General features: G+C 28.4%; 22 protein-coding genes. 5 read left to right on the top strand and 17 right to left on the bottom strand.

Annotated features, from left to right (window positions below; genetic code table 11):
• The first annotated feature begins 182 nt into the window (after positions 1-182).
• On the top strand, positions 183-2,288 hold the full coding sequence (locus G594_RS19550) for an ATP-binding protein (protein WP_051195915.1): 2,106 nt from the start codon (positions 183-185) through the stop codon (positions 2,286-2,288).
• 122 nt (positions 2,289-2,410) lie between these two features.
• Here G594_RS19550 and G594_RS0105970 read toward each other — a convergent pair whose 3' ends face one another.
• The 3 genes from G594_RS0105970 to G594_RS0105960 form a co-directional block, all read right to left on the bottom strand.
• A complete protein-coding gene (locus G594_RS0105970; protein ID WP_027097752.1) occupies positions 2,411-3,265 on the bottom strand; it encodes a YitT family protein in 855 nt (284 codons plus the stop codon).
• 14 nt (positions 3,266-3,279) lie between these two features.
• Positions 3,280-3,783 (bottom strand): GNAT family N-acetyltransferase, encoded by a 504-nt coding sequence (locus G594_RS0105965; protein ID WP_027097751.1) that lies wholly within the window; start codon positions 3,781-3,783, stop codon positions 3,280-3,282.
• 85 nt (positions 3,784-3,868) lie between these two features.
• Positions 3,869-4,738, bottom strand: a complete 870-nt coding sequence (locus tag G594_RS0105960) for a methionyl aminopeptidase (RefSeq protein ID WP_027097750.1) — start codon at positions 4,736-4,738, stop codon at positions 3,869-3,871.
• Positions 4,739-4,954: 216 nt separating this feature from the next.
• Here G594_RS0105960 and G594_RS0105955 point away from each other — a divergent pair, with 216 nt between their 5' ends.
• Entirely contained in the window at positions 4,955-5,806 is an 852-nt protein-coding gene (locus G594_RS0105955) for a Cof-type HAD-IIB family hydrolase (RefSeq protein WP_027097749.1), read from the top strand.
• A gap of 35 nt (positions 5,807-5,841) precedes the next feature.
• Entirely contained in the window at positions 5,842-6,693 is an 852-nt protein-coding gene (locus G594_RS0105950; protein ID WP_027097748.1) for a MurR/RpiR family transcriptional regulator, read from the top strand.
• A gap of 99 nt (positions 6,694-6,792) precedes the next feature.
• Here the strand turns inward: G594_RS0105950 and G594_RS0105945 are convergent, their stop codons facing one another.
• The 5 genes from G594_RS0105945 to G594_RS0105925 are packed head-to-tail and all read right to left on the bottom strand — an operon-like array spanning position 6,793 to position 11,767.
• Positions 6,793-8,037, bottom strand: coding sequence for an MFS transporter (locus tag G594_RS0105945; protein ID WP_027097747.1), 1,245 nt, complete (start codon positions 8,035-8,037; stop codon positions 6,793-6,795).
• Positions 8,034-8,828: an ABC transporter ATP-binding protein gene (locus G594_RS0105940; RefSeq protein ID WP_027097746.1), complete on the bottom strand. Its 795-nt coding sequence runs from the start codon at positions 8,826-8,828 to the stop codon at positions 8,034-8,036. Before G594_RS0105940 ends, G594_RS0105945 begins: the two co-directional genes overlap by 4 nt.
• Before the next feature lie 2 nt (positions 8,829-8,830).
• Positions 8,831-9,838, bottom strand: coding sequence for a FecCD family ABC transporter permease (locus G594_RS0105935; RefSeq protein ID WP_027097745.1), 1,008 nt, complete (start codon positions 9,836-9,838; stop codon positions 8,831-8,833).
• Positions 9,838-10,830 carry a FecCD family ABC transporter permease gene (locus tag G594_RS0105930; protein WP_027097744.1) on the bottom strand — a complete coding sequence of 331 codons (993 nt, stop codon included), beginning with the start codon at positions 10,828-10,830 and terminating at the stop codon, positions 9,838-9,840. The genes G594_RS0105935 and G594_RS0105930 overlap by 1 nt, the downstream gene beginning before the upstream one ends.
• Complete coding sequence (locus tag G594_RS0105925) at positions 10,817-11,767, bottom strand: iron-hydroxamate ABC transporter substrate-binding protein (protein WP_027097743.1); 951 nt, start codon at positions 11,765-11,767, stop codon at positions 10,817-10,819. The genes G594_RS0105930 and G594_RS0105925 overlap by 14 nt, the downstream gene beginning before the upstream one ends.
• 203 nt (positions 11,768-11,970) lie before the next feature.
• Here G594_RS0105925 and G594_RS0105920 point away from each other — a divergent pair, with 203 nt between their 5' ends.
• The gene (locus tag G594_RS0105920) at positions 11,971-12,975 is read left to right on the top strand and encodes a helix-turn-helix domain-containing protein (protein ID WP_027097742.1); all 1,005 of its coding nucleotides are present in this window, start codon (positions 11,971-11,973) and stop codon (positions 12,973-12,975) included.
• Between the two features lie 49 nt (positions 12,976-13,024).
• On the opposite strand, the gene G594_RS19545 is transcribed toward G594_RS0105920, so the two are convergent.
• Together G594_RS19545 and G594_RS0105910 are read right to left on the bottom strand one after the other, a co-directional pair.
• A complete protein-coding gene (locus tag G594_RS19545; RefSeq protein WP_027097741.1) occupies positions 13,025-15,118 on the bottom strand; it encodes a PAS domain-containing sensor histidine kinase in 2,094 nt (697 codons plus the stop codon).
• Between the two features lie 330 nt (positions 15,119-15,448).
• Positions 15,449-15,820, bottom strand: a complete 372-nt coding sequence (locus tag G594_RS0105910; RefSeq protein WP_055183854.1) for a hypothetical protein — start codon at positions 15,818-15,820, stop codon at positions 15,449-15,451.
• Positions 15,821-16,479: 659 nt separating this feature from the next.
• Between G594_RS0105910 and G594_RS0105905 the strand changes: the two genes are divergently transcribed.
• Positions 16,480-16,989, top strand: a complete 510-nt coding sequence (locus tag G594_RS0105905) for a TVP38/TMEM64 family protein (protein ID WP_242829703.1) — start codon at positions 16,480-16,482, stop codon at positions 16,987-16,989.
• 40 nt (positions 16,990-17,029) lie between these two features.
• Here the strand turns inward: G594_RS0105905 and G594_RS0105900 are convergent, their stop codons facing one another.
• The 7 genes from G594_RS0105900 to G594_RS0105870 form a co-directional block, all read right to left on the bottom strand.
• Positions 17,030-18,331: a sensor histidine kinase gene (locus G594_RS0105900; RefSeq protein WP_027097738.1), complete on the bottom strand. Its 1,302-nt coding sequence runs from the start codon at positions 18,329-18,331 to the stop codon at positions 17,030-17,032.
• Positions 18,328-19,014 carry a response regulator transcription factor gene (locus G594_RS0105895; RefSeq protein WP_027097737.1) on the bottom strand — a complete coding sequence of 229 codons (687 nt, stop codon included), beginning with the start codon at positions 19,012-19,014 and terminating at the stop codon, positions 18,328-18,330. Before G594_RS0105895 ends, G594_RS0105900 begins: the two co-directional genes overlap by 4 nt.
• Positions 19,015-19,026: 12 nt before the next feature.
• The gene (locus G594_RS0105890) at positions 19,027-19,587 is read right to left on the bottom strand and encodes a class I SAM-dependent methyltransferase (RefSeq protein ID WP_027097736.1); all 561 of its coding nucleotides are present in this window, start codon (positions 19,585-19,587) and stop codon (positions 19,027-19,029) included.
• Between the two features lie 157 nt (positions 19,588-19,744).
• Positions 19,745-20,671, bottom strand: a complete 927-nt coding sequence (locus tag G594_RS0105885; RefSeq protein ID WP_027097735.1) for a 2-keto-3-deoxygluconate permease — start codon at positions 20,669-20,671, stop codon at positions 19,745-19,747.
• Positions 20,672-20,674: 3 nt separating this feature from the next.
• The gene (locus G594_RS0105880; RefSeq protein ID WP_027097734.1) at positions 20,675-22,129 is read right to left on the bottom strand and encodes a glycoside hydrolase family 1 protein; all 1,455 of its coding nucleotides are present in this window, start codon (positions 22,127-22,129) and stop codon (positions 20,675-20,677) included.
• A gap of 22 nt (positions 22,130-22,151) precedes the next feature.
• Positions 22,152-24,008: a beta-glucoside-specific PTS transporter subunit IIABC gene (locus tag G594_RS0105875; RefSeq protein WP_027097733.1), complete on the bottom strand. Its 1,857-nt coding sequence runs from the start codon at positions 24,006-24,008 to the stop codon at positions 22,152-22,154.
• A gap of 171 nt (positions 24,009-24,179) precedes the next feature.
• On the bottom strand, positions 24,180-25,010 hold the full coding sequence (locus G594_RS0105870) for a PRD domain-containing protein (protein ID WP_027097732.1): 831 nt from the start codon (positions 25,008-25,010) through the stop codon (positions 24,180-24,182).
• Between the last annotated feature and the right edge of the window lie 152 nt (positions 25,011-25,162).

Below are 25,162 nucleotides of genomic sequence, written 5' to 3'. Positions count from 1 at the left end.
TAATTAATATTATTAAAATATTAAATGCTATTATATATCTGGTTTGTTTCCATAAATAAAATATAATGTTAAATGTTGGTTAACTTTTTTAAAAACCTCTTTATATACATTTCAAAAAATACGATACTATAATTATGGCTTTATTTTTATTAAAGAGATGGTATAAAAAGGAGGAGACTAAAATGTTTAAACTGCTAGATAAGATAACTACTTTATCATATGATCCATTTTATAATTTCATCAATTTATTTATGAATGATCTTGAAGATTGTATATGTATAAAAGACATTAATGGCAAATATATTAATGCCAATAATGCTTTTTGCAATTTACTTGGAGAAAAAAATAACAGTGGAGTAATCAATAAAACGTCTAAAGACTTCTTAGACTATTATAGTAATATGCAGGCTGAAAAAAATGATAAAAAAGCTTTTGCTAGTAAAGAAAAGTCTATAGTTGTGGAGAAAATTAAAATAAACAATACTACTATTTTCACCAAAGTTCATAGAATCCCTATAATAGATAATAATGAAGAATGTTACTCACTAATTATTATTCGTCAGATTGTACAACTTCATAATAAAGCTCATAATATTGATTTTAATAACAATTACACTATTCCATGCCCGCAAAATAGCCTTTCAAATCCTATTAATGAAATATATGAATACATTGCTGATATATATAAAAACCTTAACCTAAGTGGCATTAGTCTATGGATATATGACCATACTACAAACCAGCTAAAAAAAGACTATGCATTAGGAATTTCAGAACTAACTCCAAAGAATCTTTGTTTCACTTTAAACTATAGTGCTGAAGAAATTCTATTAGATTGTAGTACCTTTAATACTTCTTTCAGTTTAGCAGAAGATTATTTATGGAATAATTATAATATTTTAAATCACCCTTATTATAAAAGAATGTTTAAAAATGAATATATGACTGTTTATCCACTAGTATCTGGTCATAATCTTTTAGGACTTATAACTGTTTATTTTACTAAAGATAATTTTAATTCTACTGTGAATAATTACATAAATAGCATAATTAAACGACTTATATTATCTCTTGATAACTTATATCTAACCAACTCATTAAAAAAAGAGTTAGAAGTTAAAGAGGAAATTAAAAAAGAATTTGAATACTTTCTAAATATATCAACAGATTTATATATAATCACTAATGATGATGGTATTATAAAAAAAGTTAGTAATAGCTTTTTAAAACTTTTAGGATGGTCAAATATAGATGTAGAAAATAAAAATTTAAATCTTTTATTAAGCCCTTTTTATAAAAATACATTACCCTCTATTAGTGAAATGAAAGAGAAATGTAACGATACTCATATCTATTGTAAGATATTAGCTAAAGATAATAGTACAAAACTAATAGAGCTTAGCTACTCTTATGATAAAAGCACTAAGCAAATTTTTATTATAGGAAAAAACATGGATGAATTATTAACTTTGCAAAATAGAATAAACTTAGAAACTCATAAATCTGAGTTTTTGGCAAATATGTCCCATGACTTTAAAACTCCTTTAAATATAATTATATCTGCTTCTCAATTAATTTTAGAAAATTTCGAAAACGATACCACAAGCGTTAATAATAAATATTGTAACTATCTAGAAAGCATAAAACATAATTCTTATCGACTGTTACGTCTAATTAATAATTTAATCGATGTAACAAAACTAGAAGATGGAGCTATACATTTATCTAAAGAAAATGTAAATGCAGTATATTTTTTAGAAAGCATTGTAACTTCTATTTCAGATTATATACATACTCTTGGTAAAAATATAATTTTTGATACTGACGAAGAAGAAGTATACTTATGCTGTGACCCTGAAAAAATTGAAAGAGTTATTTTAAACTTAATATCCAACTCTCTAAAATATACAAGTGATAATGGAATCATAAACATAACTATATCAACTGATTGGAAAAATAAAAGACTATATGTTTCAGTAAAAGATAATGGTATTGGTATATCAAAAGAAAATTCTCATTATATATTTAAAAGATTCACTCAAGTTAATAATGAAATAACAAACTCTAATAAAGGTAGTGGTATTGGTTTGAACATTGTAAAATCTATTATAGAGATGCATAACGGAGAAATTTATTTAAATGAGAAATATACCGAAGGAACAGAATTTATTTTTTATCTTCCTATTAAAAAATGTACTAATAACGAAATCAATTCTAAAACAAAATCTATTGATTCAAGAGTAGAAAGGTTTAACATAGAACTATCTGATATATATAAATTTAATTAATATATTAAAAATTGGCAGTAATAAGAACTATACTGCCAATTTTTATACTATATGACACCCCATACTTTTTATGCAAATATTTTATCTATAATATTATATTCCAAATTAATTCTTTTGTTAACTTATATAAGAGACTTATCTATAAACTTTCCTACAACTTCTACGGTAGGTTGAACATTAATAAATGCTTCCTCGTCAACCTCCATAAGAACTTTCTTTATAAAAAGTAATTCATGCTTTGAAATTACAGTAACAATTGAAGATAAAGGATCATTAGTATATCCACCTTTTAATGCAGTATGGACAGTAACACCCCTTAAATTATTAGCTAATAATGCTTTAACAACTTCCTTTTCTTTTCTTGTATATATATTTACTGTAAGTTTATATTGTTGAACATAGAATATATCCACAAGCTTTGTTGTAGCAAATATAGATACTAAACTATAAAGCCCCATCTCTATTCCATACATTATTCCTGCCAGAGAAACTATAATACCATTTAAAATAAATCCAATAACTCCAACTGATTTACCTGTAAGCTTTTGTACAACTAAAACAATTATATCCGTTCCAGCTGTTGAAAAGCCCGCCCTAAAACAAAGTCCTGATCCTACTCCAGTTAAAGCTCCTCCAAATATTGCAGCCAAGAAAATATTTTCAGTTATTAATGTCTCTGGTATAACCTTAATAAATAATGAAGCTGAAATTACAGCTAATAAACTATATATAGTAAATTTGTTGCCAAGCTTCTTCCAAGATAAATATAAAAGTGGCAAGTTAATTATTAATACCCAAGCAGATATATCAATATTAACTCCTATAAAGTCATTTCCTATTGATGATAAAAGCATAGATAACCCTGTTACCCCACCTGAATATACCTTTGCAGGTGTTAAAAAGCAATTTACACCTATTCCTGCTAGTATTCCATATAATAAAATTATTCCTATCCTTTGTAAAACTTTTTTATTCATTTTCAGCCCTCGTCCTATATTAGTTTTTCAAATGCTATTCTTTTGTTTCCATCTTCTAAATATATAATTCCACAATATTTAAAATCATTCTTTTCTAATAACCTTTGCATAGATATATTATCTTCATGTGTATCCACCTTTATACTATGTACATTCAAATCTAATGCTATCTTCTTAACACATTTAATCGAATAAGAAGATATTCCATTACCCTTTAAGTCATTATCTACAGCTATTCTATGTATTACAGCGTATTTTTCATTACTTAACCATTCTCCCTCATATATCTTATTATAAGTTACCTCCCCATTAAAGGATAAAGCTAGAGTCGCAATAATTTTATTATCCTTTTCTAGTACATAACTATAGCCATTATTAATATCCTCCATTATAGTATTCTCATTAGGATAATTATTTTGCCATTGATCGATACCTTTTGATTTAAAGTAACTTTGCGATTGGGATATTATTTTCATAACACTATTTACATCACTTATATTAGTCCTCCTAAATTCCATAACTCTCCTCCTTTGTTTTTTATTTTATTATACATAATACTTAAAATAAAAAAAACTAGCAAAGTTGCTAGTTTTCTTCATTTTATTAATAAGTTAATATCTCTGCTCCATCTTCAGTTATTAAAACTGTATATTCCCATTGAGCTGATGGTGAACCATCTTCTGTAATAGCTGTCCAATCATTATCAGAATCTACATATATATCTTTCTTACCCATATTAATCATTGGCTCTATTGTAAATATCATTCCTGGAACTAAAAGCATATCTGTTCCCTTCTTACCTACATGGGCAACAAATGGATCTTCATGGAATTGTATTCCAACTCCATGCCCCCCAAACTCTCTAACTACTGAATAACCATTTTTCTCAGCATGTGTTTGACAAGCCTCTGAAACATCCCCTAAGAATCCCCATGGCTTAGCTGCTTGAAGCCCTAAATCTAAACATTCCTTAGCTACTTTAACAAGCTTTTTAACCTCTGGATGCACGTTACCTATCATAAACATTCTTGATGCATCTGAAAAATATCCATTATATATAGTAGATACATCTACATTTATTATATCTCCATCCTTAAGTATTATATCCTTACTTGGAATTCCGTGACATACCTCTTCATTTATAGAAGTACAAACACTCTTAGGGAATCCTCCATAATTTAATGGTGCAGGAATTGCACCCTGTGAAACTGTAAAATCGTGTACTAATGTATTTATATCTTCTGTAGACATTCCTGCCTTTATATTTTCAGCAACTAAATCTAATACAGCTGTATTTATTTTAGCACTTTCTTTTATCCCTTGGATTTGAGCTTCATTTTTTATAATTTGTCTAGGTGGAACAATAGCACCTCTTAATCCATAAGATAGGATTTTTTCATCAAAGTTTAGGTGACAGTTCTTATATTTTTTTCCGCTACCACACCAACATGTGTCATTTCTACTTAATTTCATCCATATCTCTCCTTTTCCTTATCTATTATATACTATACTCCTATATTAACAAAATATAAACATCATACAAGATTATTCTACAATGAAAAATTTATTCCATTGTTTTGTTAGATAACTTTACTATTTTTGATATATATTATTCAATCTTAAGTTAACCTGTTTATTCCTAAACTTAGTATTAGTATAATGAAATATATAACAAAGGGGGAAAGATATATGAGTAACATAAAAGTAATTATTATGGATGTTGATGGTACATTAACAAATAACAGAAAAGAAATTCCTAAAAAAACTAAAAATGCTCTAATTAAATCCCAAGAGCTAGGAGCTATCCTAATATTAGCTTCTGGAAGACCTACATCTGGATTAATGGATTTTGCAAAGGAATTAAAAATGAATGAAAATCATGGTCTTTTAGTTTCGTTTAATGGATCAAAGGTAGTTGACTGTGAAACTAATAAAGTACTATTTAATGAAACCATGACCGTAGAACAAGGACAATCAGTTCTTGAACACATGAAGAAATTTAAAGTAAAACCTATGATTGATAAAGATAACTACATGTATGTTAATAATGTTTTTGATAATGAAATCCAATTTAATGGATCACCTTTTAATGTAATTAAATACGAATCTCGTGGGGGCAAGTTTAAACTATGTGAAGTAGATGATTTAGCTGCTTTTGCAAACTATCCACTAAATAAAATTTTAACTGCTGGAGATCCTGACTATTTACAAGAACATTATAAAGAAATGATGGAGCCTTTTAAGGATACATTAAACTGTATGTTTACAGGACCTTTCTATTTTGAATTTACTGCAAAAGGTATTGATAAAGCAAAGGCATTAGACACTGTCCTTATTCCTATGGGATATAAAAAAGATGAAATGATTGCTTTTGGAGATGGCCACAATGATGCTTCAATGGTTGAATACGCTGGTATTGGAGTTGCTATGGAGAATGCTGTAGATGATTTAAAAGCTATAGCTAATGAAATTACATTATCTAACGAAGAAGATGGTATTGCTTATACCCTAAGCAAATATATAAAAGGATTAGAAAGTTAAATAATATGTTGTATAATGTTCATGAGGTGATCTTCATGAACATTTTTAGTAAACTAGATAAATTAACAGATTTAACTCAAAATGAAAAAACATTAGTATACTATATGCAGAATAATTCTGAAGACTTTATAAGAATGAGTGCTTCTGAAATTAGTAAAGCTTGCTTTATTTCAACATCAAGCATTTATAGACTATGTAAAAAAGTAGGTTTAGCTGGCTTGGCTGAATTAAAAGTACAAGTCTCCCTATCAATTAATGAGTATTTAAAGGAACAAAATTCTCTTAATTTTGATTATCCATTTAAACAAAATGAAACACAAAATCAAGTTGTATTAAAAATGAAAGAACTATATGAACAAACTATACAGTCTTCTTTAAATTTGATAGATTTAAATACATTAAAATTGGTAGCAAGTATTCTAAAAAAAGCTATATATATTGATTTTTATACTTCTGCTGGAAACATATATTTTGCAGAAAATTTTAAGTTTCAAATGCAAGAAATCGGCACTTTTATAAATGTTCCTATAGAAGAATATCATCAACTTTTAACTGCTTCTACTAGTGATGAAAAACATGTTGCAATAATTGTTTCTTTTGAAGGCAGAGGACTAATAACAAAAAACTTAGCTAATATTTTAAAAAAGAATAATACCCCTATCATTCTAATTTCTTCTACAAATGATAATCCAATTACTAAATATGCTGATTATCATTTGTATTTAAGTTCAAATGAAAATCATTTTAATAAAATTTCATCCTTTTCAACAAGACTATCATTATTATATCTTTTAGATTGTATATATACTTGCTATTTTAAATTTGACTACGAAAAAAACGTTAACTATAAATTAAGCACATACAAAAAATTATCTAGTAAAGTATAAAAAGGTGTAGCGGATATTTATTTTGCTTGTTCCGTCGCTGCGCTCCAAGTCTCATCAAAACAAATATCCACCCACTTATACAAAATATAAATGAAATGTTTAATTTAATTCTCTTACATTCCACTTAACAAATAAAATAAGTCCACCGTTAACTATAGCTGTTATTATCAATATAACTCCTATATGTATTCCCATATCTATTACTTGTCCAAACAATAACTGTCCAGGAGCTACACTTATAGTTGCTACTGCTGTAGAAAAGGCTGATACACGTCCTAGCATATTTGAAGGCACCTCTTGTTGAATGAAAGTTAATGTTAACACATTTGATAATGATAGAGATAGCATAATTGCCATACCACTAACACCAAAAAGTCCAGCCAAAACATAATTATTTAATCTAATAAATCCTAACGTAGCCATTAAAGTAACCCCTACTATCATAGGAATATATGTATAATGTACTTTCTTCATTAAGAACATCTTTGGTTTTATACTTATCCAAAAACCACCTAAAATCATACCTAAAACGCATATTCCTTCTACTACTCCATAAACTTGTGAAGGTAGTTCAAGTAATATATTGATAAAGTATGGTGCTACTATTGATAATATAGGTACTAAGAATATATTACATAAAGCATATGAAGCTATAATTCCTAATATTATCTTCTTTTCTTTCTTTAAGTATATAAAGCTATCTCCCATATCTATAAAGGATTTCTTTATAAAGTCCATAGATAACACCTTGCCCTTATCTGTATCCTCATCTGTCTTAACCACATCTGGAATATCTAAGAATAGCTCCATTATTGCTGATACTAAAAAGCTTATAGCATTTATTATTACTATTAATTTTATACCTACTAATCCATAAAGTACTCCTGCAAGTATTGGCCCAAGGAAGTTAACAACAGATCCTACTTGATTAATTATTCCATTTGCTGATGTTAGCTTATCTTCTTCAACTATTTGTGGAATTGAAGACACTACTGCAGGTCCATACAGAGTATAACATACAGATAACATAAACATTACTATGGCTACTATTAACTCACTATCTCTTCCTCTAAGTAATATAAGTGCATATATCCCTATCAAAATTGAGCAGAATAGATCTAAATAAACCATTATCTTTTTTCTATTTATTTTATCTGAAAGCCTTCCTGCAATTGGTGCAAATAGTATATAAGGTATTGTTGATATTGCTAATATATTAGCAAAGGCAGCTGTACTCCCTGTAAATTCTAATAAGTATAGAGACATACTAAATCTTTGAATAGCATTTCCAAAAAGTGAAATAATCTGCCCTATAACTATTATTATAAAGTTTTTATTTCTCATGCACCCTCCCTAAAAAGCTCATACTCTGTACATATTGGATATTCACCATTTTCACTTTCTTTAAGATTGGCATCTATCCCGTAAATTTCTTTTAATGTTTCTTTATTAATTACATCCATTGGTTTTCCTTGACATATTACTTTACCTTTTTTAAGTCCAATAATGTTATCTGCGAATCTACATGCATTATTAAGCTCATGTAAAACTATAACTACTGTAATATTCTTTTCTTTATTAAGCTTTTGAAGCACCTCTAATACTTCAAGTTGATAAGACATATCTAAATAAGTAGTAGGTTCATCAAGCATTATAATTTCTGTCTCTTGTGCTAAAGTCATAGCAATCCAAGCTCTCTGTCTTTGACCACCAGAAAGATTTTCAACTTCTTTGTCAGCAAATTCACTAAGACCTGTTTCTTTTATGGCCCAATCAATAACTTCCTTATCATGGTTATTAAGTCCACCTATCATTTTTTGATGAGGAAATCTACCAAAGGCTACAAGCTCTCTTACAGTAAGACCACTTGGGCAAACTGGTCCTTGAGGAAGAAATGCAACTTCCTTTGCTATATTCTTTTCCTTTATCTTCTTTATATTTTTATCATTTATAAAAATATCCCCAGTCTTAGGTTTATTGATTCTAGCTATAGTCTTAAGCAAAGTAGATTTACCACATCCATTTGCTCCAATTATTATGCTTATTTTTCCCTTTGGGATACTTAAATCCATATTTTCAATTATTGCATTATTTTCATATGATACTGATAAGTTCCTTACACTAATAGCTTCCATAATTATTTCTCCTTCATCATTAAATAGATAAAATATGGTACTCCAAATATAGACACTGTAATTCCAACTGGAATTTCTATTGGAGAAAATAGATTTCTTGAAACTGAATCCGCAAGAAGAACTATTATTACGCTAATCATTGCTGATATTACAACAAAGTTCTTATGATATGGACCAACTAACTTCTTAGCTATATGAGGAGATATAAGTCCTAAAAATCCAATATTTCCTGCAAAAGCTGTTGCTGTGCCTGCTAATATAACTGCATAGCTTAAGAACTTCTTTCTTTCCCTTTCTAAATTTAGCCCTAGAGATAAGGCAAGTTCATCAGAAAGATTTAAAATATCTAGTTTCTTATGATTTAACATAACTACCCCAAACATAAGTGTTACTATTGGAATAATTACTTTAGCATAGCTCCATCCTGACCCCCAAAGGCTTCCTGATGTCCAAACTAATACTCTATTATAATCTCCCACCCCTCCTCTAAAAGTAAAGAAGGTTATAAATGCATTTAAGCCAGCATTTAGTCCTATACCTATTAATAAAAGTCTTTTAGGTCTTATTCCATGTCTACTAGATAGCATATATATTACAAATGAAGTTAAAGCTGCACCTATAATAGCCATAAGTGGCAATACAAAAATTGAAAGTTGCCCAAGCTCACTGTAATAATTAGATGTTTGATATGTAATAAACAAAACTGCTGCTACTGCTGCACCCGCGTTTATACCCATTATTCCTGTATCTGCCAAATCATTTTTAGTTATAGTTTGAAGAATCGCTCCTGCTGTTGATAGGGCAATTGCTACAAATGCACCAACTAAAAGTCTAGGTAACCTAATATTTAATACTGCTGTATTTTGAAGCTTTGTACCATTACCAAGTAAAGTATTTATGATTTCCCCTACAGAAACCTTATAAGTTCCCCAACATAAGGTAACTACAAAAGAGAGAATTAATAAAGCTAGTAAAACTATTAAAGCAATTTTAAATCTTTTTTTCTTCATTATCCTCTCTCCTTTCTAGCTACTGATATAAAGAATGGTATTCCTATTAAGGCTGTAAACACACCAATTGGAGTTTCATAAGGGGCAAATAGCATTCTTGCTGCAATATCTGCATAAGTTAAAAGAACTGCTCCTAGTAAAAAAGCACAAGGTATGTTTCTTCTATAATCTTCCCCAAGTAACTTTCTAACTATTTGAGGAACTATAAGACCAACAAAGGCTATATTTTTCCCTACTGCAACTGCTGCTGCACACATTGGTATCATAACCATAAGCGTTAAGAATCTTATCTTTTCAGGATTTTCACCAAGACCAATGGCAACGTCGTCTCCAAGATTTAAAATATTTATTTTGGGTGATAATAAAATTGCTATAATAAGTCCAATTATTCCTACAATAAATACAAGTTTAAAGTCAGACCAGCTTGCATTTCTAAAGCCTCCTGATACCCAAAAACCTATCATTTGAGATTGATTCGATAATAGTCCTATTACTGTTGTTAATGAAATAAAAAATGTACTCATAGCTGTTCCTGCTAAAAGTATCTTTGCAATAGAATTATTATTTGCTTTCTTAGATATAAATCCTAAAACTATAATCCCAGTTACTAATGCTCCTATAAAAGAAGCTATCATTACATTTTGAGTATTTATTGCTACTCCAGTTGCATAAAAAATAGCTATTACTAAAGTTGCCCCTTGGCTTACACCTAATATAGATGGTTCAGCTATTGGATTTCTAGTAACGCCTTGAATCATGGCACCTGTTACTCCTAAAATACCTCCTGTTAATAATACAGAAAGTGCTCTTGGAATTCGTACATCCCTAATAAGCATAAGCTCTAATGTTTCACTATAATTAAAGATACTATTCCAAATGTCTGAAAAATTAATATGGACGGATCCTAGCCTTATAGCCAGAATCAGTCCTCCTATTAAAAGTAACAAACTACCAATTACAAAAATTGTTGTATGTTTCTTACTTTGTTCCATTTAACATTTCACCTATTTCATCTAATAATAATTGTCTACCTATTGAACTATATCCTTGGTTAAAGTAAGGTGATGATTCTAATACTACAACCTTACCTTCTTTTACTGCAGGTAAGCTATTCCATATAGCATTACTTTCAAGTTGCTTTAAATCCTCTGGTGTTGAAATTAAGAAGATATAATCTGATTTAATTGAAGCTAATCCTTCATAAGTTACAACTGGTAAACTAATATCACTTTGTGCTGGCATTCCTTCAGGTTTAGCTAGCCCCATATCTTCATATAATACGCTACCAAATCCTGCTCCATCAAAGATAAAGAATTGTCCTCCACTTGCTAAGAATGAAAGATAAGTTGTATTTTCACCATATTCTGCTTTAATCTTATCTCCAGCTTCCTTAGCCTTTGCTTCATAATCTGCTAACCACTTATTAGCAACATCTTCTTTATTAAATACCTTTGCAAAAGCCTTAACATCATCTTTCCAGTTTAATGCTTCTAATTGAATCATAACTGTTGGAGCAATTTCACTTAATTGATCATACATCTTTTCTTGAACTGTTGATATAACAATTAAATCTGGATTTAAGTTCATAACTGCTTCTACATCCATAGTATCTTGCATGCTATAACCTAGAATTTCTGCTCCCTTTAAAGTTTCTTCTAAATATGTTGGGAACTTAGTGTAATCATAAGCATCACTATTTGCAGTTCCTACAACCTTATATCCTAAGATTGATAATATATCACTATTTCCACTTAAATCTACTATTCTTTCAGGGTTTGCAGGTATTTCAACTTCCCCTCTTACATCAGTAACAGTAATCTTCTTTTCTGATGATTTATCATTATTTGACCCACCATTAGTTCCACATCCTACTAACATCATAGCAGCTAAACATGAAACAACTAATGTCTTTAATATATTCTTCTTCATATTATACCTCCGTGTTAATCCATAACTAAATTCTATCTTTATTTTTCTGGTCTAATTGTATGTGAGATTGATTCTCATTTCAATCTATTCACCTAATTTAATAATTTTATCATCCAATATAATAATTTTATGCTATAATAATCTAAGTTCTTAACAATATTATAACCAAGAGCTAAATAAATATTTTTACGAAGGAATAGACTATGATTTGCAAAACAACAAAAGAATTTCAAAACAAAGTTTTAGAATATATGACCTTTACACCTCATCCTATGGGACATTACACTATATACAAAAACAAAGAAAAGCCAAAACTTGGATTTTTTATTAAATATTCAAGGGAGGGATATTATGACTTTGGAATTGGAGATTATACAATACCCTCTAACTTTTTGCTTTCCTTTGATCATAAAGAAGAACTAATACGTTTTGGAACAGTATATAAAGGTGAAACTAATTTTCAAATTGAAGATAGCCCACTTTCCTCTTTTTCTCCCTCTTCCTTCTTTGTGGCAGAGAGAGACTTAAAGGGAAAGCAGGCTTGGAAAAAAGGTCAGCACTTTCACGGAGCAGAAATAACTATATATAAAAAGTATTTTGATGAAATTATTAATCCAAACTTTCCAAGTACAATGAGTTTTGATAGTTTTATCATAAACTATACTTATCACTATCTTCCTCTTGAAATAGCTACAATTATTCAAAACTTAAGAAATTTGGCAGAAATTAATGAACTTAGTCTACTATATTTAGAAAGTAAGATTCTAGAATGTATAGCTTTAATTAATAAAGAAATAGATTCCTCTTCTAAAAACGTTTTTGCCAATCAATTAAATTATGGAGAAATAAAAATAGGAAAAGATAGGTATGTAACATTAACAGCTTCAGATGCAAGTGCAATACAAAAAGCTCATGAGATTTTAACTAAGGAGGCATGCAATCCCCCTACTATAAAAAGCTTAAGTAAGATGGTTTTTCTAAACGAACAAAAACTCAAAGCAGGTTTTTCTGCTAAATATCATATGTCAATTAGCCAATATACCACTTCTATAAGAATGGCTATTGCAGAAAATCTTCTATCTACCACCCAATTAAGTGTAGAGGAAATAGCTAAATTGGTTGGATATAACTATAGTGGAAACTTTATAAAGATGTTCAAAAAAGTTCATGGAAAAACTCCCTTAGAATTTAGAAAGATAAAACCTTAATATAGCAAGGCTGCTTAACTAATAATTAAGCAGCCTATTAATAATATATTTATTCAACACTATAAATATCTGAAAATTCTATTCTACACTTATCTACTCTACTTGAGCTATCTAGAATACTTCTTACCTCCTCTTTTTTATCCTTCACCAAGTTTTTAGGAATCGTAAATATAAATTTACTTCCTAATCCTTCTTCACTTTCAACCCATATTTTTCCGCCATGCATTTCCACTAAACTCTTAGCAAGAGAAAGACCTATGCCACATCCTTCTTTTTTCTTAACAAGAGTTCTATCAACTTGTTCAAACCTATTAAATATACTCCTAACTCTATCCTTAGGGATTCCTATTCCCGTATCCTCTACGGATATTTCAACTACACTTTCCTTAGATAGTATATTAACAAATATTTTTCCATTTTCATCAGTATATTTTATAGCATTAGATAACAAGTTTAATACTATTCTCTCAATTTTATCTGGATCGCAAGCCACTATTGCTTCTTCTGTTTCTGTATCAAATATAAATTCTATTTTTTTAGATGCCATATAGGGTTCAACAGATTGAGCTATTTCCTCTACAACACTAACTATATTAATGTTAAGAAGCTTTATTTCATAAAAACCTGCCCCAATTTTACTTATATCTAAAAAATTCCCTACTAATTTTAATAACCTATATGAATTTTGCTTTGTTAAATTAATTGATTTCCTAATATTGCCTTTTGTTATATTATTATTTTTATAATTTAATTCCATTAACTGATTACTTCCAAGAATTATATTTATAGGAGTTTTAAGTTCATGAGATATATTTGTAAAAAAATCATTTTTCATATTTTCAGTTTCAATAACTTTTTCCATTTCTTCCAACTTGTTTTTTATATTTACATTTTCCGTAACATCCTTTGCTATAATAATATATTCTTCCATATTCTCAATATACTTACTTCTTAAATTTAAATACTTATAAGAATTATCTTTTACTAAATATCTATACGTAAAGCTAGACAACTCATCATTACTTCCTATATTACTATTATACAATTGAAATCTATCTATACCATCTGAATCAATCAGATCATAAAAGTTCATTTTTAAAAGTTCATCACTACTCCACCCTAAGACACTAGTCCATTCATTGTTAACCTTTTTAAAATCCCCTCTACTATTAAGAATAGCTATTAAATCTTTCGATGTTTCTATATACCCATCTAATTCTTCCTCTATATACACTCTTTCTTTACTTTCATTAACTATACTTTCCTTAATCTCGTAACCTTTAGATATAATAGCTATTTCTGAACAAATAGATTTTAAATAATCATGTTGAACGTTCATTAACCTATCATTATCTTTAAACTTTATACATAAAATACCTATTATCTTATCTCTTAATAGAATTTTATACATAGCAAATTGACTACTACTTATCTTTACTCCCGTTCTTGTTTCTAAATACTCCTTATCCTTTTCATTAAGAAGTCCATCATCTAAAAAATTCAAATCTTCATATTTAAAAACTTCATCATTAAACTTGATAAAGTCTACACCATTAATATCTCCAGATTTAGCATACATCTCCATATGATTTTCTTTAGGATTATACAGCCATATATTAATACCTATACAATCTATATAATTCTGTATTCTTGAAGCTATAAAGTTAAGATATTTTTTTAAGTTTAATTTACTTGAAAAATAATTGGTATCTACCTTATTACTATTAATCATTTTTACAATTTCTCGTCTAATATTCATCTCCATAGGCAATAATTGAAATACCCCTATAATTCCAATTATGTTCTTTTCCTTATCTTTTAAACTATTTTTAATAACACTCATCTCTATCTCTTTACCACCTTTAATTATGGTAAATTCACGCCTTATATTCTCATCATTATGAATAACCTTCAAATCTTCTTCACTTATTATATCTTTATGTATTTTTCTAGCCTCATACAAATTACTATCTTTAATTAATTCTTTTAAGAACCTATTTAAATAAACCAATTTTCCGTCTAATTTTTTTATATAAATCCCACACTTTAAACTATCAACTATATTTTGAAAATCTATTAATTCGCTTGTTGGTTCTTCCTCTATCATAAAATCGCTATTATACTTTTTTACATTATTACCCATAATACCATCCCCTTACATACAATATTATACATCTAAAGAAATAAAATGTAAATATAAGTAATATTTTCTTGTATTATGAATGAAATTATGTTTTTTTGGAAAACAAAAAGGATTCTCTCCACCTATTTTAGAATCCTCTTTTAATTACAGTAATACTTCTTATTATGACTTTAGATTATTTCTTATTTTCAAATTCAAATATTTTAAACATTTAATTTTCTAATTTAAAGTAATTTTAATGTAAATCTCCGTACAAAAATACTTCATGACTTTATAAAAGAAAAAGTCTTTACTTCAATTGCAATGGATATATCTCAATTAACTGAATAATTATCTATAAGTAACTTCATCATCAAATATTATCTGATAGTATTTAGATTTCCCTTCTGAGCTAATTAATGAAATTGAACAGACGTTATCCTTCCAAGAATATCGTACTGAATCTTCAGTAGGATGGCCCCCATCATTTTCTAAACTTGTAGAAAAAAGCTTCTTTTCAAATATCATAGAATCCTTTTTATAGTATACTTTTATTTCTGTTGATCCAAATAAAAAGGCATCTTTATAATAAATTATAACTTGGTTATTTGTTTCACTTTTTAATGTTTTTAAATGAGTTTTATTAAAAATTATTAATATAGATAATATCAAAAATATAAAAATAAAAAGCCTTCTGAAAAACTTCCACATTTCTCTATCCATAAAATATCCTTCCATATAATTTCTTTCTTCTTATCATTAGATGTGTTACCTTAATTATATATTAGCATATTCTAACATTTTCTTCTAGAACTTCAACTTATTTGCATTATTAGAAGACATTATCGAGGTATATTACAAATATTGTAAAAGTTATGTATTATGTTAAAATACAAAGTATATACCACAAAATTCATAAGAGGTGAAAAAATGATAAGTTTAGAAAAGGTCCATCAACAACAAGAAATGTAATAAAACTGTTAGAAACTATGAATTTTGATAAGAGTATAATATATGATGCTAATTATTTTTATAATAAAATTATAGAAGAAAGTAATTAGATAGAATTCATTATATTTTATACCTTCCTAAAATCAGTAGTTTAACAAAAAACTCTCTATGTTAAATTGCTACCTTTATTAATGGCTAGGAAAATCTATATATTCTTAATAAATCTTAATAAATTTAAATATAAAATCTTACAACTTCCCTTTTAAAATGTTCTCATAACGATTAAAGGAGAGATTCATTTTGAAGAAAAAAACAAAATACTTATAATTACTGTTTTATGGCTTATTATTATTGCTATTTTATATAGTAGAGGAATATTAATAACAGATATAGATAAAGTTAGTGCTATTATTAGAAATAATCCCTCAAAGATGCAAGTATTATTTGTATTTTTATCTACTATTAGAGTTGTATGTTTTATACCACAAACAATTTTTATTCTTATAGGAAGTGCTCTCTTTGGGCCATATACTGGGTTCCTTCTATCAATTTTATCACTATTCCTATCTCAAAGTATTGTGTACTTTATTGGTAGATTCTTTAGCAAAGAACTTTTAGGGGATACCTTCTTTGCTAAGTATGGTAATATTATTGAAATTATAAAAAACTATGGTTACAAAATTCTAGTACTTGGAATAGTATGCCCTATAACTCCTTCAGATTTAATAACAGCTTCTGCTGGATGCATAAAGCTAAGTTATAGTAAATGTGTCTCAGCTATTGTTTTAGCAGATGCTCCTATGATATTTTTATATGGTTTTTTAGGTTCTGGAATTGAAGGAAACTACTTATTTAAAATATTAGCAATTTTAGCTATAGTTTTTATATCTTATTACTCATTTCTAATTTGGAATAAGATTAATAAATCTATAGTTCTATAAATAAGTCCCTATAGAATTTTATAATTCTATAGGGACTTATTTATTTTAATGGTAATTTCACTATAAACTCTATAACATCATTATCAAGTTCTGCATTTACCTCTCCATTATGGAGTTCTACTATTCTCTTTACAATAGATAACCCTAAGCCTGCACTATCCTGTTCTTTTCTTGATTTATCAACCTTATAAAAGCGTTCAAAAATATTATTTAGTTCATCTTTATCAATATTCTTTGTTTTATTGGCTAAAGATATAACCACATACTCATCATCTTCTTTATATAACGTAACTAACACTTTATCATTTCTTAGACTATATTTCTTTGCATTAGTAAGAAGATTCTCTAACACCCTCACAATCTTTTCCACATCAATATTTATAAAAATATCTTCGCTAGATATATCCTTATATACCTTTAATCCTTCCCTATTAAATATAGGAGTATATTCACCAACTAATTGTTCTACTAGTGATCCTATCTCCACCTTACTATAATTTAATTTAATATCATGACTAGTTAGCTTTGTGTACTCAAAAAGCTCATTTATTAGTTTATTAAGACTTCTTGTTCTTTCATCTATAACATCAATATATTCTTTAAATTTATCTTTATCCTGAAAGCCATTTTTCTTAAGTAAGTCCACATATCCTATAATTGATGTTAATGGGGTCCTTAAATCATGAGATACATTTGTTATTAACTCACTTTTATTTTTTTCCATTATTTTTTCGTTTTCTATTTTTTCACCAAGTTCTAAAGACATATTATTAATGCTATCACAAAGCTGTGCTAATTCATCATTACCTTTAACTTCTATAGTCTTACCAAAGCCATCATCCTTAATTCTCTTAACTTCTTTAGTTAAAAACTTAATATATTTTACTTTTCTATTTACTAAAGTTAAAAACACAAATAAAAAAGTTCCAATACCTAATAAAATAATAAAATACACTGAATTTATGGAGACTAAATAATTATTAGATATAAAATCAATAACATTAGGACACATTACAAGTATTATTCTCATGAGCATTATGACAATTTCAATACCTGCTAGAATTGATACTATTACAGTTAGGATTAAATATAAACTTATCTTGTTAAAATTAATCTTTCTAAATCTCTTAGTGTTAAATATAATAATAGTAGCTAAGAAAATAGCAAAAGCAAAAACTTTAACAAAATTTATTCCCTGAACAGGTACATCTAAGTTAATATTTCCACTTTGCTGTCTAGCTACTAAAATTGCATAACCTTCACTTATAATAATTTGGTATAAAAGAAAGGCAACAAGTACTCCTAAAATTAAGTTAAGCTTTATCTTTTTAATCTTAATCATATCTTATACCCTACTCCCCATATGGTTTTTATATATATAGGAGCTTTAGGATCCACTTCAATTTTTTCTCTAAGATTTGTTATATGTACTGTAACAGTGTTATCAGCCTTAAAAAATTCTTCCTTCCAAACTTCCTCATATATCTTTCTAATACTTAAAACTATTCCCTTATTTCTTGCAAGTAATTCTAAAATATCAAACTCTTTTGGTGTTAGTCTAACATCCTTTTCTCCAACCCATACTTGCCTAGTATCAGTATTTATTGTTAAATCACCTATTTCTATTATAACCTTTGAATTATTAGACTCCACATTATAAGCCGTATATCTTCTGAGCTGAGCTTTTACCCTTGCAATAAGCTCTAGCGGATTAAAAGGTTTAGTAATATAGTCATCTGCCCCTGCTGTTAGTCCATGTATTTTATCCATATCTTCTGATTTAGCAGATATCATAATTATAGGCATCTTCTTATTTTGTCTAATTTTAATACATGCTTCTATACCATCTATTTGTGGCATCATAATATCCAGAAGCACTAATTCAATATTCTTTTCTTCTATAATCTCAATTGCATTTTTAGCATTATCAACCTTTATAGTTTTGAAACCTTCGTTTTCTAAATATATACTTAGAAGATTTCTTATATTTTCATCATCATCAACTATAAGAATACATCCTTTCATTTTATACACTCCCTACATTTCATTTGTACAATAAAAAACATAAGCTGGTGGAATATTAATAAACTCCTTTTTTATATTAATACTTTGAAAATAAGCATTTATTAAGGATTTTTTTAGCTTAGAATATTGAAATGTTATAAAAATACCACCATGGCTTAATACTTTTCTAGTTCTCTCTAATATTGCTTCTGTCATTTCTTTTGGCAAACTAGCAAATGGTAATCCTGATACAATATAATCCACTTTATTTATATCATATTTTTTAATGTAATATTCAATATTTTCTGCTGAGTCATTTATTATATATATTTTTTCCATTTCCTTATACTTATCTTCTAATATCCTATAAAATTCTTCATTATATTCTATTAATATAATTTTTGTATTTGCATTACGTCTTTTTAATAATTCTTCTGTAAACGCTCCAGTGCCTGGACCAAATTCTACTATACATTCACAATTGTTAAAATCTATGCTTTCAATCATCTTACAAGCTAATTTTTTTGAACTTGGAAAAATTGCCCCTGTTGTTCTTGGATGCAAAATATATTGCATTAAAAATCTATGTTTCATAATACCCCTCAATAACTAATAAATTAATGTCTTAATTATAGAAAGAAGTTATTAGAAAATTGTTATGAAAATTGTTAAGGTTTCTTAAGATTCATTTAATAATTATATTATAATAATTTCTTTTTAAAAAAACAGATACCCAAAATAAAGGTATCTGTTATTTCTTAATTATATATTTAATTATCATTGGAGTTATTACACTTGTTATTATTGATGCTAGTGCTATCTGAGACATTGCAACATCCATAAAAGGAACATATACTTTGCTCATTTCAGTAGCTAAAGATGGTACTGAAATAGATAAACCTGCTACAGATGACATTGCAATAGCTGCATAACCAGGGCGTTTTCCAAGCTTTCTATCTAATATTAATAGAGGAAATAAACATACTAAATAGAATAATGCTGTAAGAACTATTCCTGATACTCCTGATTTTAAAGCTACTATAATATTTATGCTGCTACCAAAACATATTCCCATAAAAGGTAGTAGTATTACTGTAGCAGGTGCATAAAGCTTCTTAAGATCACTATCTAAATTTCCTAAAATCATTCCTAATATAAATGGAAATAGATTTGCTATTATTGTTTTTAAATCTATTCCTTGTCCACTAGCTGAACTTAATATCATTATTGGAACTGCAGGTACCACTATTAGATTTAAAAATCCAAAAGCAGCTCCATCTATTTCATCTCCATAATCATTAACTAAAGCTAGGTACAATCCTGGATTACAGCTTGTTACTGTAGCAATAATTGCAACTGCTGATATTCCAAAGACTCCTTCTATTCCAAAAACCTTAATTACTAATAGTCCAATAATATATGATATTATCAACTTCCCAATACATAATAATCCAGCTCTTTTTATAACATCTACTATATTTCTTATACTAAATTGAGTACCAGAAGCAAATAGCATAAGACCTATTAAAACCATAGTACTTTTATTAGTAAAAAGTGCTGTAGTTGGATTCCCTATTTGAAAGATATTAGGAAAGAAAGTGTTAATTATTGCGGTAAGTATCATGGGAACTATAAGCAGTCCCCCTGGTACTTTCCTAATACTCTTTAGTATTTTCATATACTATAGCTCTTCTCCATTTGTGGCTATAACATTTTTATACCAATAGAACGAATCCTTCTTGTAACGTTTCATTGTTCCATTACCATAGTCATCTTGGTCTACATATATAAATCCATAGCGTTTTGACATTTCTGAAGTTCCTGATGAAATCATGTCAATTGGTCCCCACATTGTATAACCAATAACTTCTACTCCATCTTCAATAGCAAGCCTTAATTGTTCAATATGCTTACGTAAGAAATCTACTCTATATGGGTCATGAACTTTATTATCCTCTGTTAATTCATCAAAGAACCCAGAACTATTTTCAAGTATGAATACTGGTAATCCAAATCTATCGTATACATGATTTAATGTATATCTTAATCCTATTGGATCAATTTGCCATCCCCATTCATTTGCATCAAGGTGTGGATTCTTATAAACACTGTGAACATTACCAGCAGTAAGTTCTAATTGATCTCCATCATTACTTGATATCATAGAATTGTAGTATGACATTCCTACAAAATCAGCTGTATGCTCCTTTATAACTTCTAAATCTCCCTCTTTAATATCTAGGTTAATATTATGTTCTCTAAAATATGTCTTTGAATAATAAGGGTACTTACCACCATTTAGAATATCTAAATAGAATAGATTTTTCATTTGGTCATCTTTTTGCATTGCTAAAGCATCTGCAGGCTTACATGTATAAGGGTAAGTAGTAAAGTAAGCCACCATGCTACCTATCTTATTTTCTTTATCTATTTCATGAGCAAGTTTTGTAGCCCTTGCAGCTGCAACAAATTGATGATGTAACGCTTGGAATAACATCTCTTCATAGTTTTCTTGCCCTTCATCAATTACTCCCATTGTTTTAGGACCAGCTTTAATACTCATGTTTATTTCATTAAATGTTACCCAATACTTAACTTTTCCTTTATATCTATTAAATATTACTTCACAATATCTTAGATATAAATCTATTAATTCTCTGTTGTACCATCCACCAAATTTTTCAACAAGAACTATTGGAAAATCAAAATGTGATATTGTTATTAATGGTTCCATTCCATTTTTTAAACATTCATCTATAACACTATCATAGAACTTTAATCCTAATTCATTTGGCTCTTTATCATCACCATTTGGGAATAAACGTGCCCAAGAAATTGAATATCTAAATACCTTAAATCCCATTTCTTTAAATAAGGCCATGTCTTCCTTATATGTATGATAAAAATCTATTCCTCTTCTCTTTGGATACTTAACTGTATCTGGATCATTTTTAGCTTCCTCTATCATTTCTCTTGTAATTTTAAGCTGTTTAGTTACTTTTCTGTCATTCTTAGCGTTAAATTGCATCACTTCTGGAATAGTAAGTGACTTACCATCTACATTGTAGGCACCTTCAGCTTGACAAGCTGATAAGGCACCTCCCCATAAAAAGTTTTCTGGAAATACTGTTTTCATATTAATCTACCTCTTTTACTACTTATATTAAATTTAATAAATCATCTTTATTTGTTACTTCACCATTTTTTACTGCCATAACATCCTTAAAGTTATCAGAGTTTGTTATTATAACTGGAGTTATAACATCATATCCTTCTTTCTTAATTGCATCTATATCAAATTCTACTAACAGGTCTCCTGCTTTTATAGCTTGACCTTTTTCTATATGACTCTTAAAATGGTTACCTTCTAAATTTACAGTATCTAATCCAATGTGAATTAAAACTTCTGCACCATCCTTAGATTTTAAACCAATAGCATGATTTGTTTTAAAAATAGCTTCTACTATCCCATCAAATGGAGCTACAACTTTACCAACCTTAGGTTCAATTGCAATTCCTTTTCCCATTAAACCTTCTGCAAACACATTATCATTAACTTCTGCTAAATCTTTAACTGTCCCTTCAACTGGGCTCTTTACAATAATTCCTTCATTAGAAACTACAGTTTCTTCTTTAGCTTCTACTTTCTTATCTTCACCCATTACAAAATCGTCAACCCCTGCAATAAGTGTAAATACACATCCTAACACAAATGCTGCTACAACTCCAATTATGATGTAAATATATCTATCAGCATTATAAGTTGAAAGTGATAAAATACCAGGAAGAGCAATAGCATTTGCATTTGCATTTACTAATCCAAAGAATCCACTTACTAAACCTGCTGCTAAACATCCAGCAAAGAAAGGTTTCTTATATCTTAAAGTAACACCATAAATAGCTGGTTCTGTAATACCAAAAAGAGCTGTTAGAGAACTTGAACCTGCTGCTGCCTTCATAGTCTTATTTCTAGTCTTTAAGAATACCCCAAATGCTGCACCTGCTTGTGCAAGATTAGCTGCTAAAGCACTTGCAGTTAATACAGTAACTCCTGTTTCTGCAACTTGTTGAATTTGCATTGGCATAATTGAGTAGTGCATACCAAACATAACAAGTATAGGTCTAAAGAATCCTAATAAAGCACCTGCAACAATTCCACTTTTTGCAAACAATATGTTTAATCCTTCAGCTATCCATGTACCTACATATGAACCAAATGGTCCTATTGCTATCAATTGAACTGGAACCATAATTAATAAAGTTATCATTGGAACAAGTAATACCTTAAGTAAATCTGGAACTATCTTTTCAACAAACTTATAAACATAACTTAAAAGCCATACTGATAAAATTATTGGTATTACTGTTGAAGTATACTTAACTAATAAAATAGGTAATCCTAAAAAGTCTATTTTATCAATACCAGTTTCAGCAATTTTACCTGCAGCATCTAAAATTGTTGGGTGTAATAAACATCCTGCTAAAGCTATTGCTAAATATTCATTAGTTTTAAATTTTCTTGCTGCACTTACAGCTAAGAAGAATGGCATAAAATAAAATACGCAGTCAGCTATCATATTAAATACTGTAATAAAACCTGTAGAAGGATCTACCATACCTGTTGATGTCATTAGTGATGATAAACACTTCATCATACCACATCCAACTAGTGCTGGAAGTATTGGAGTAAATATTCCTGAAATAGTTTCAATAAAGGCATTGACTGGATTTTTCTTTACCTTTGGCATATCAGATTCATTATTATTTGTAAAGCTTCCAAGCTTAGTGAATTCATCATAAATCTTGTTTACCTTAGCTCCAATTACAACTTGTAATTGACCACCACTATGTTGTGCTTTTAAAACACCTTCTAAACTATCTATTGCTTTTAAATTTACTTCTGCTTCAGATTTCACTACAAGTCTTAATCTAGTAGCACAATGAGTAACATATGTAATATTTTTTTCTCCACCACTTAACTCAAGAATCTTTTGAGCTAATTCTTTATTATTCATGTATCTCTCCACCTTTGTTTAAAATATATATTTAAAACCTTTAAATCTTAGCTAGCATTGATTTATTAGTTATTAAACTAAAATAGAAATGACCAAAGACTAACATAATTGTAGTTATAGCTATACAATCACATTAATTTTTGGTCATGCCTGATCGAATCAGTAACAGTCCTAGTTATTTTGTTTTCTTATTCTTTGAATATGAAGCATCAAATATAATTTTTCATCATTTGTACACTTCCATCCATAATTTTTATTTAAATGTTTCTCTATCATATCAACACACTCTAACTCTTCAGTCAGTTTATCTTGCATAAGAGTAAACATATCACTATTTTCATTTTCTAATGGCTTATTATTTACCTGCCTCATTATAAAGTATCTTATATGAGTTACAAACCTTGTAAATTCAAATGAATCTTCATCAAACTCTATTTTGAATTTATACTTTATTAAACTAAGGATTTCTCCCATTATACTTGTTATCTTGGTTGTTTCAGTCATATCATGCTTACCCAGTTGAGCATTTATAAAATGTAATGCTATAAATGCAGCTTCATTTTTATGAAGTCTAATACCCAATTCTTTTTCAATAATATCTAAAGAATTATTTCCTATAGTATACTCTTTAGGGTAAAGATGTTTTATTTCCCACTGAAGTGGGTTTCTCATTTCTATCCCTTCTTTATTTCTTTGAATAGCAAAATTAATATGATCTGATAAGGCTAATAAGATATCTGGACTAAATCCTATATTAAGTTCTTTATATCCATATCTCATAATCATTTCTGTTACTTTGATCACTTCATTAGGGATAGAATCTAATATATCAAAAGCCTTTGTGTTTTCAGGAATTACATACTTCTTTTCAATTAATGATAAATCCTCTAAAACATATGGTGTCTTACGGAAACCTAATCCCTTTCCAACAACAATGATTTCTTCATCTTTATCATTTAAAGCTAAAACAACATTATTATTTAACTTTTTAATTATCTTCATCTTTATTATCTCCATCCCTTGTTATATTTGAAAATAAAAAATGACCAAAGATTAATATAATCACCCATAGATAATCACATTAATTTTTGGTCATGCCTGATCGAATCAGTAACAGTCCTTACAATGTATACGATAACAAGTTTTTGATAGCT

It is taken from the genome of Clostridium paraputrificum AGR2156, from assembly GCF_000424025.1.
Taxonomy (GTDB): domain Bacteria; phylum Bacillota; class Clostridia; order Clostridiales; family Clostridiaceae; genus Clostridium; species Clostridium paraputrificum.
This window is presented reverse-complemented; position numbering and strand designations above follow the sequence as displayed.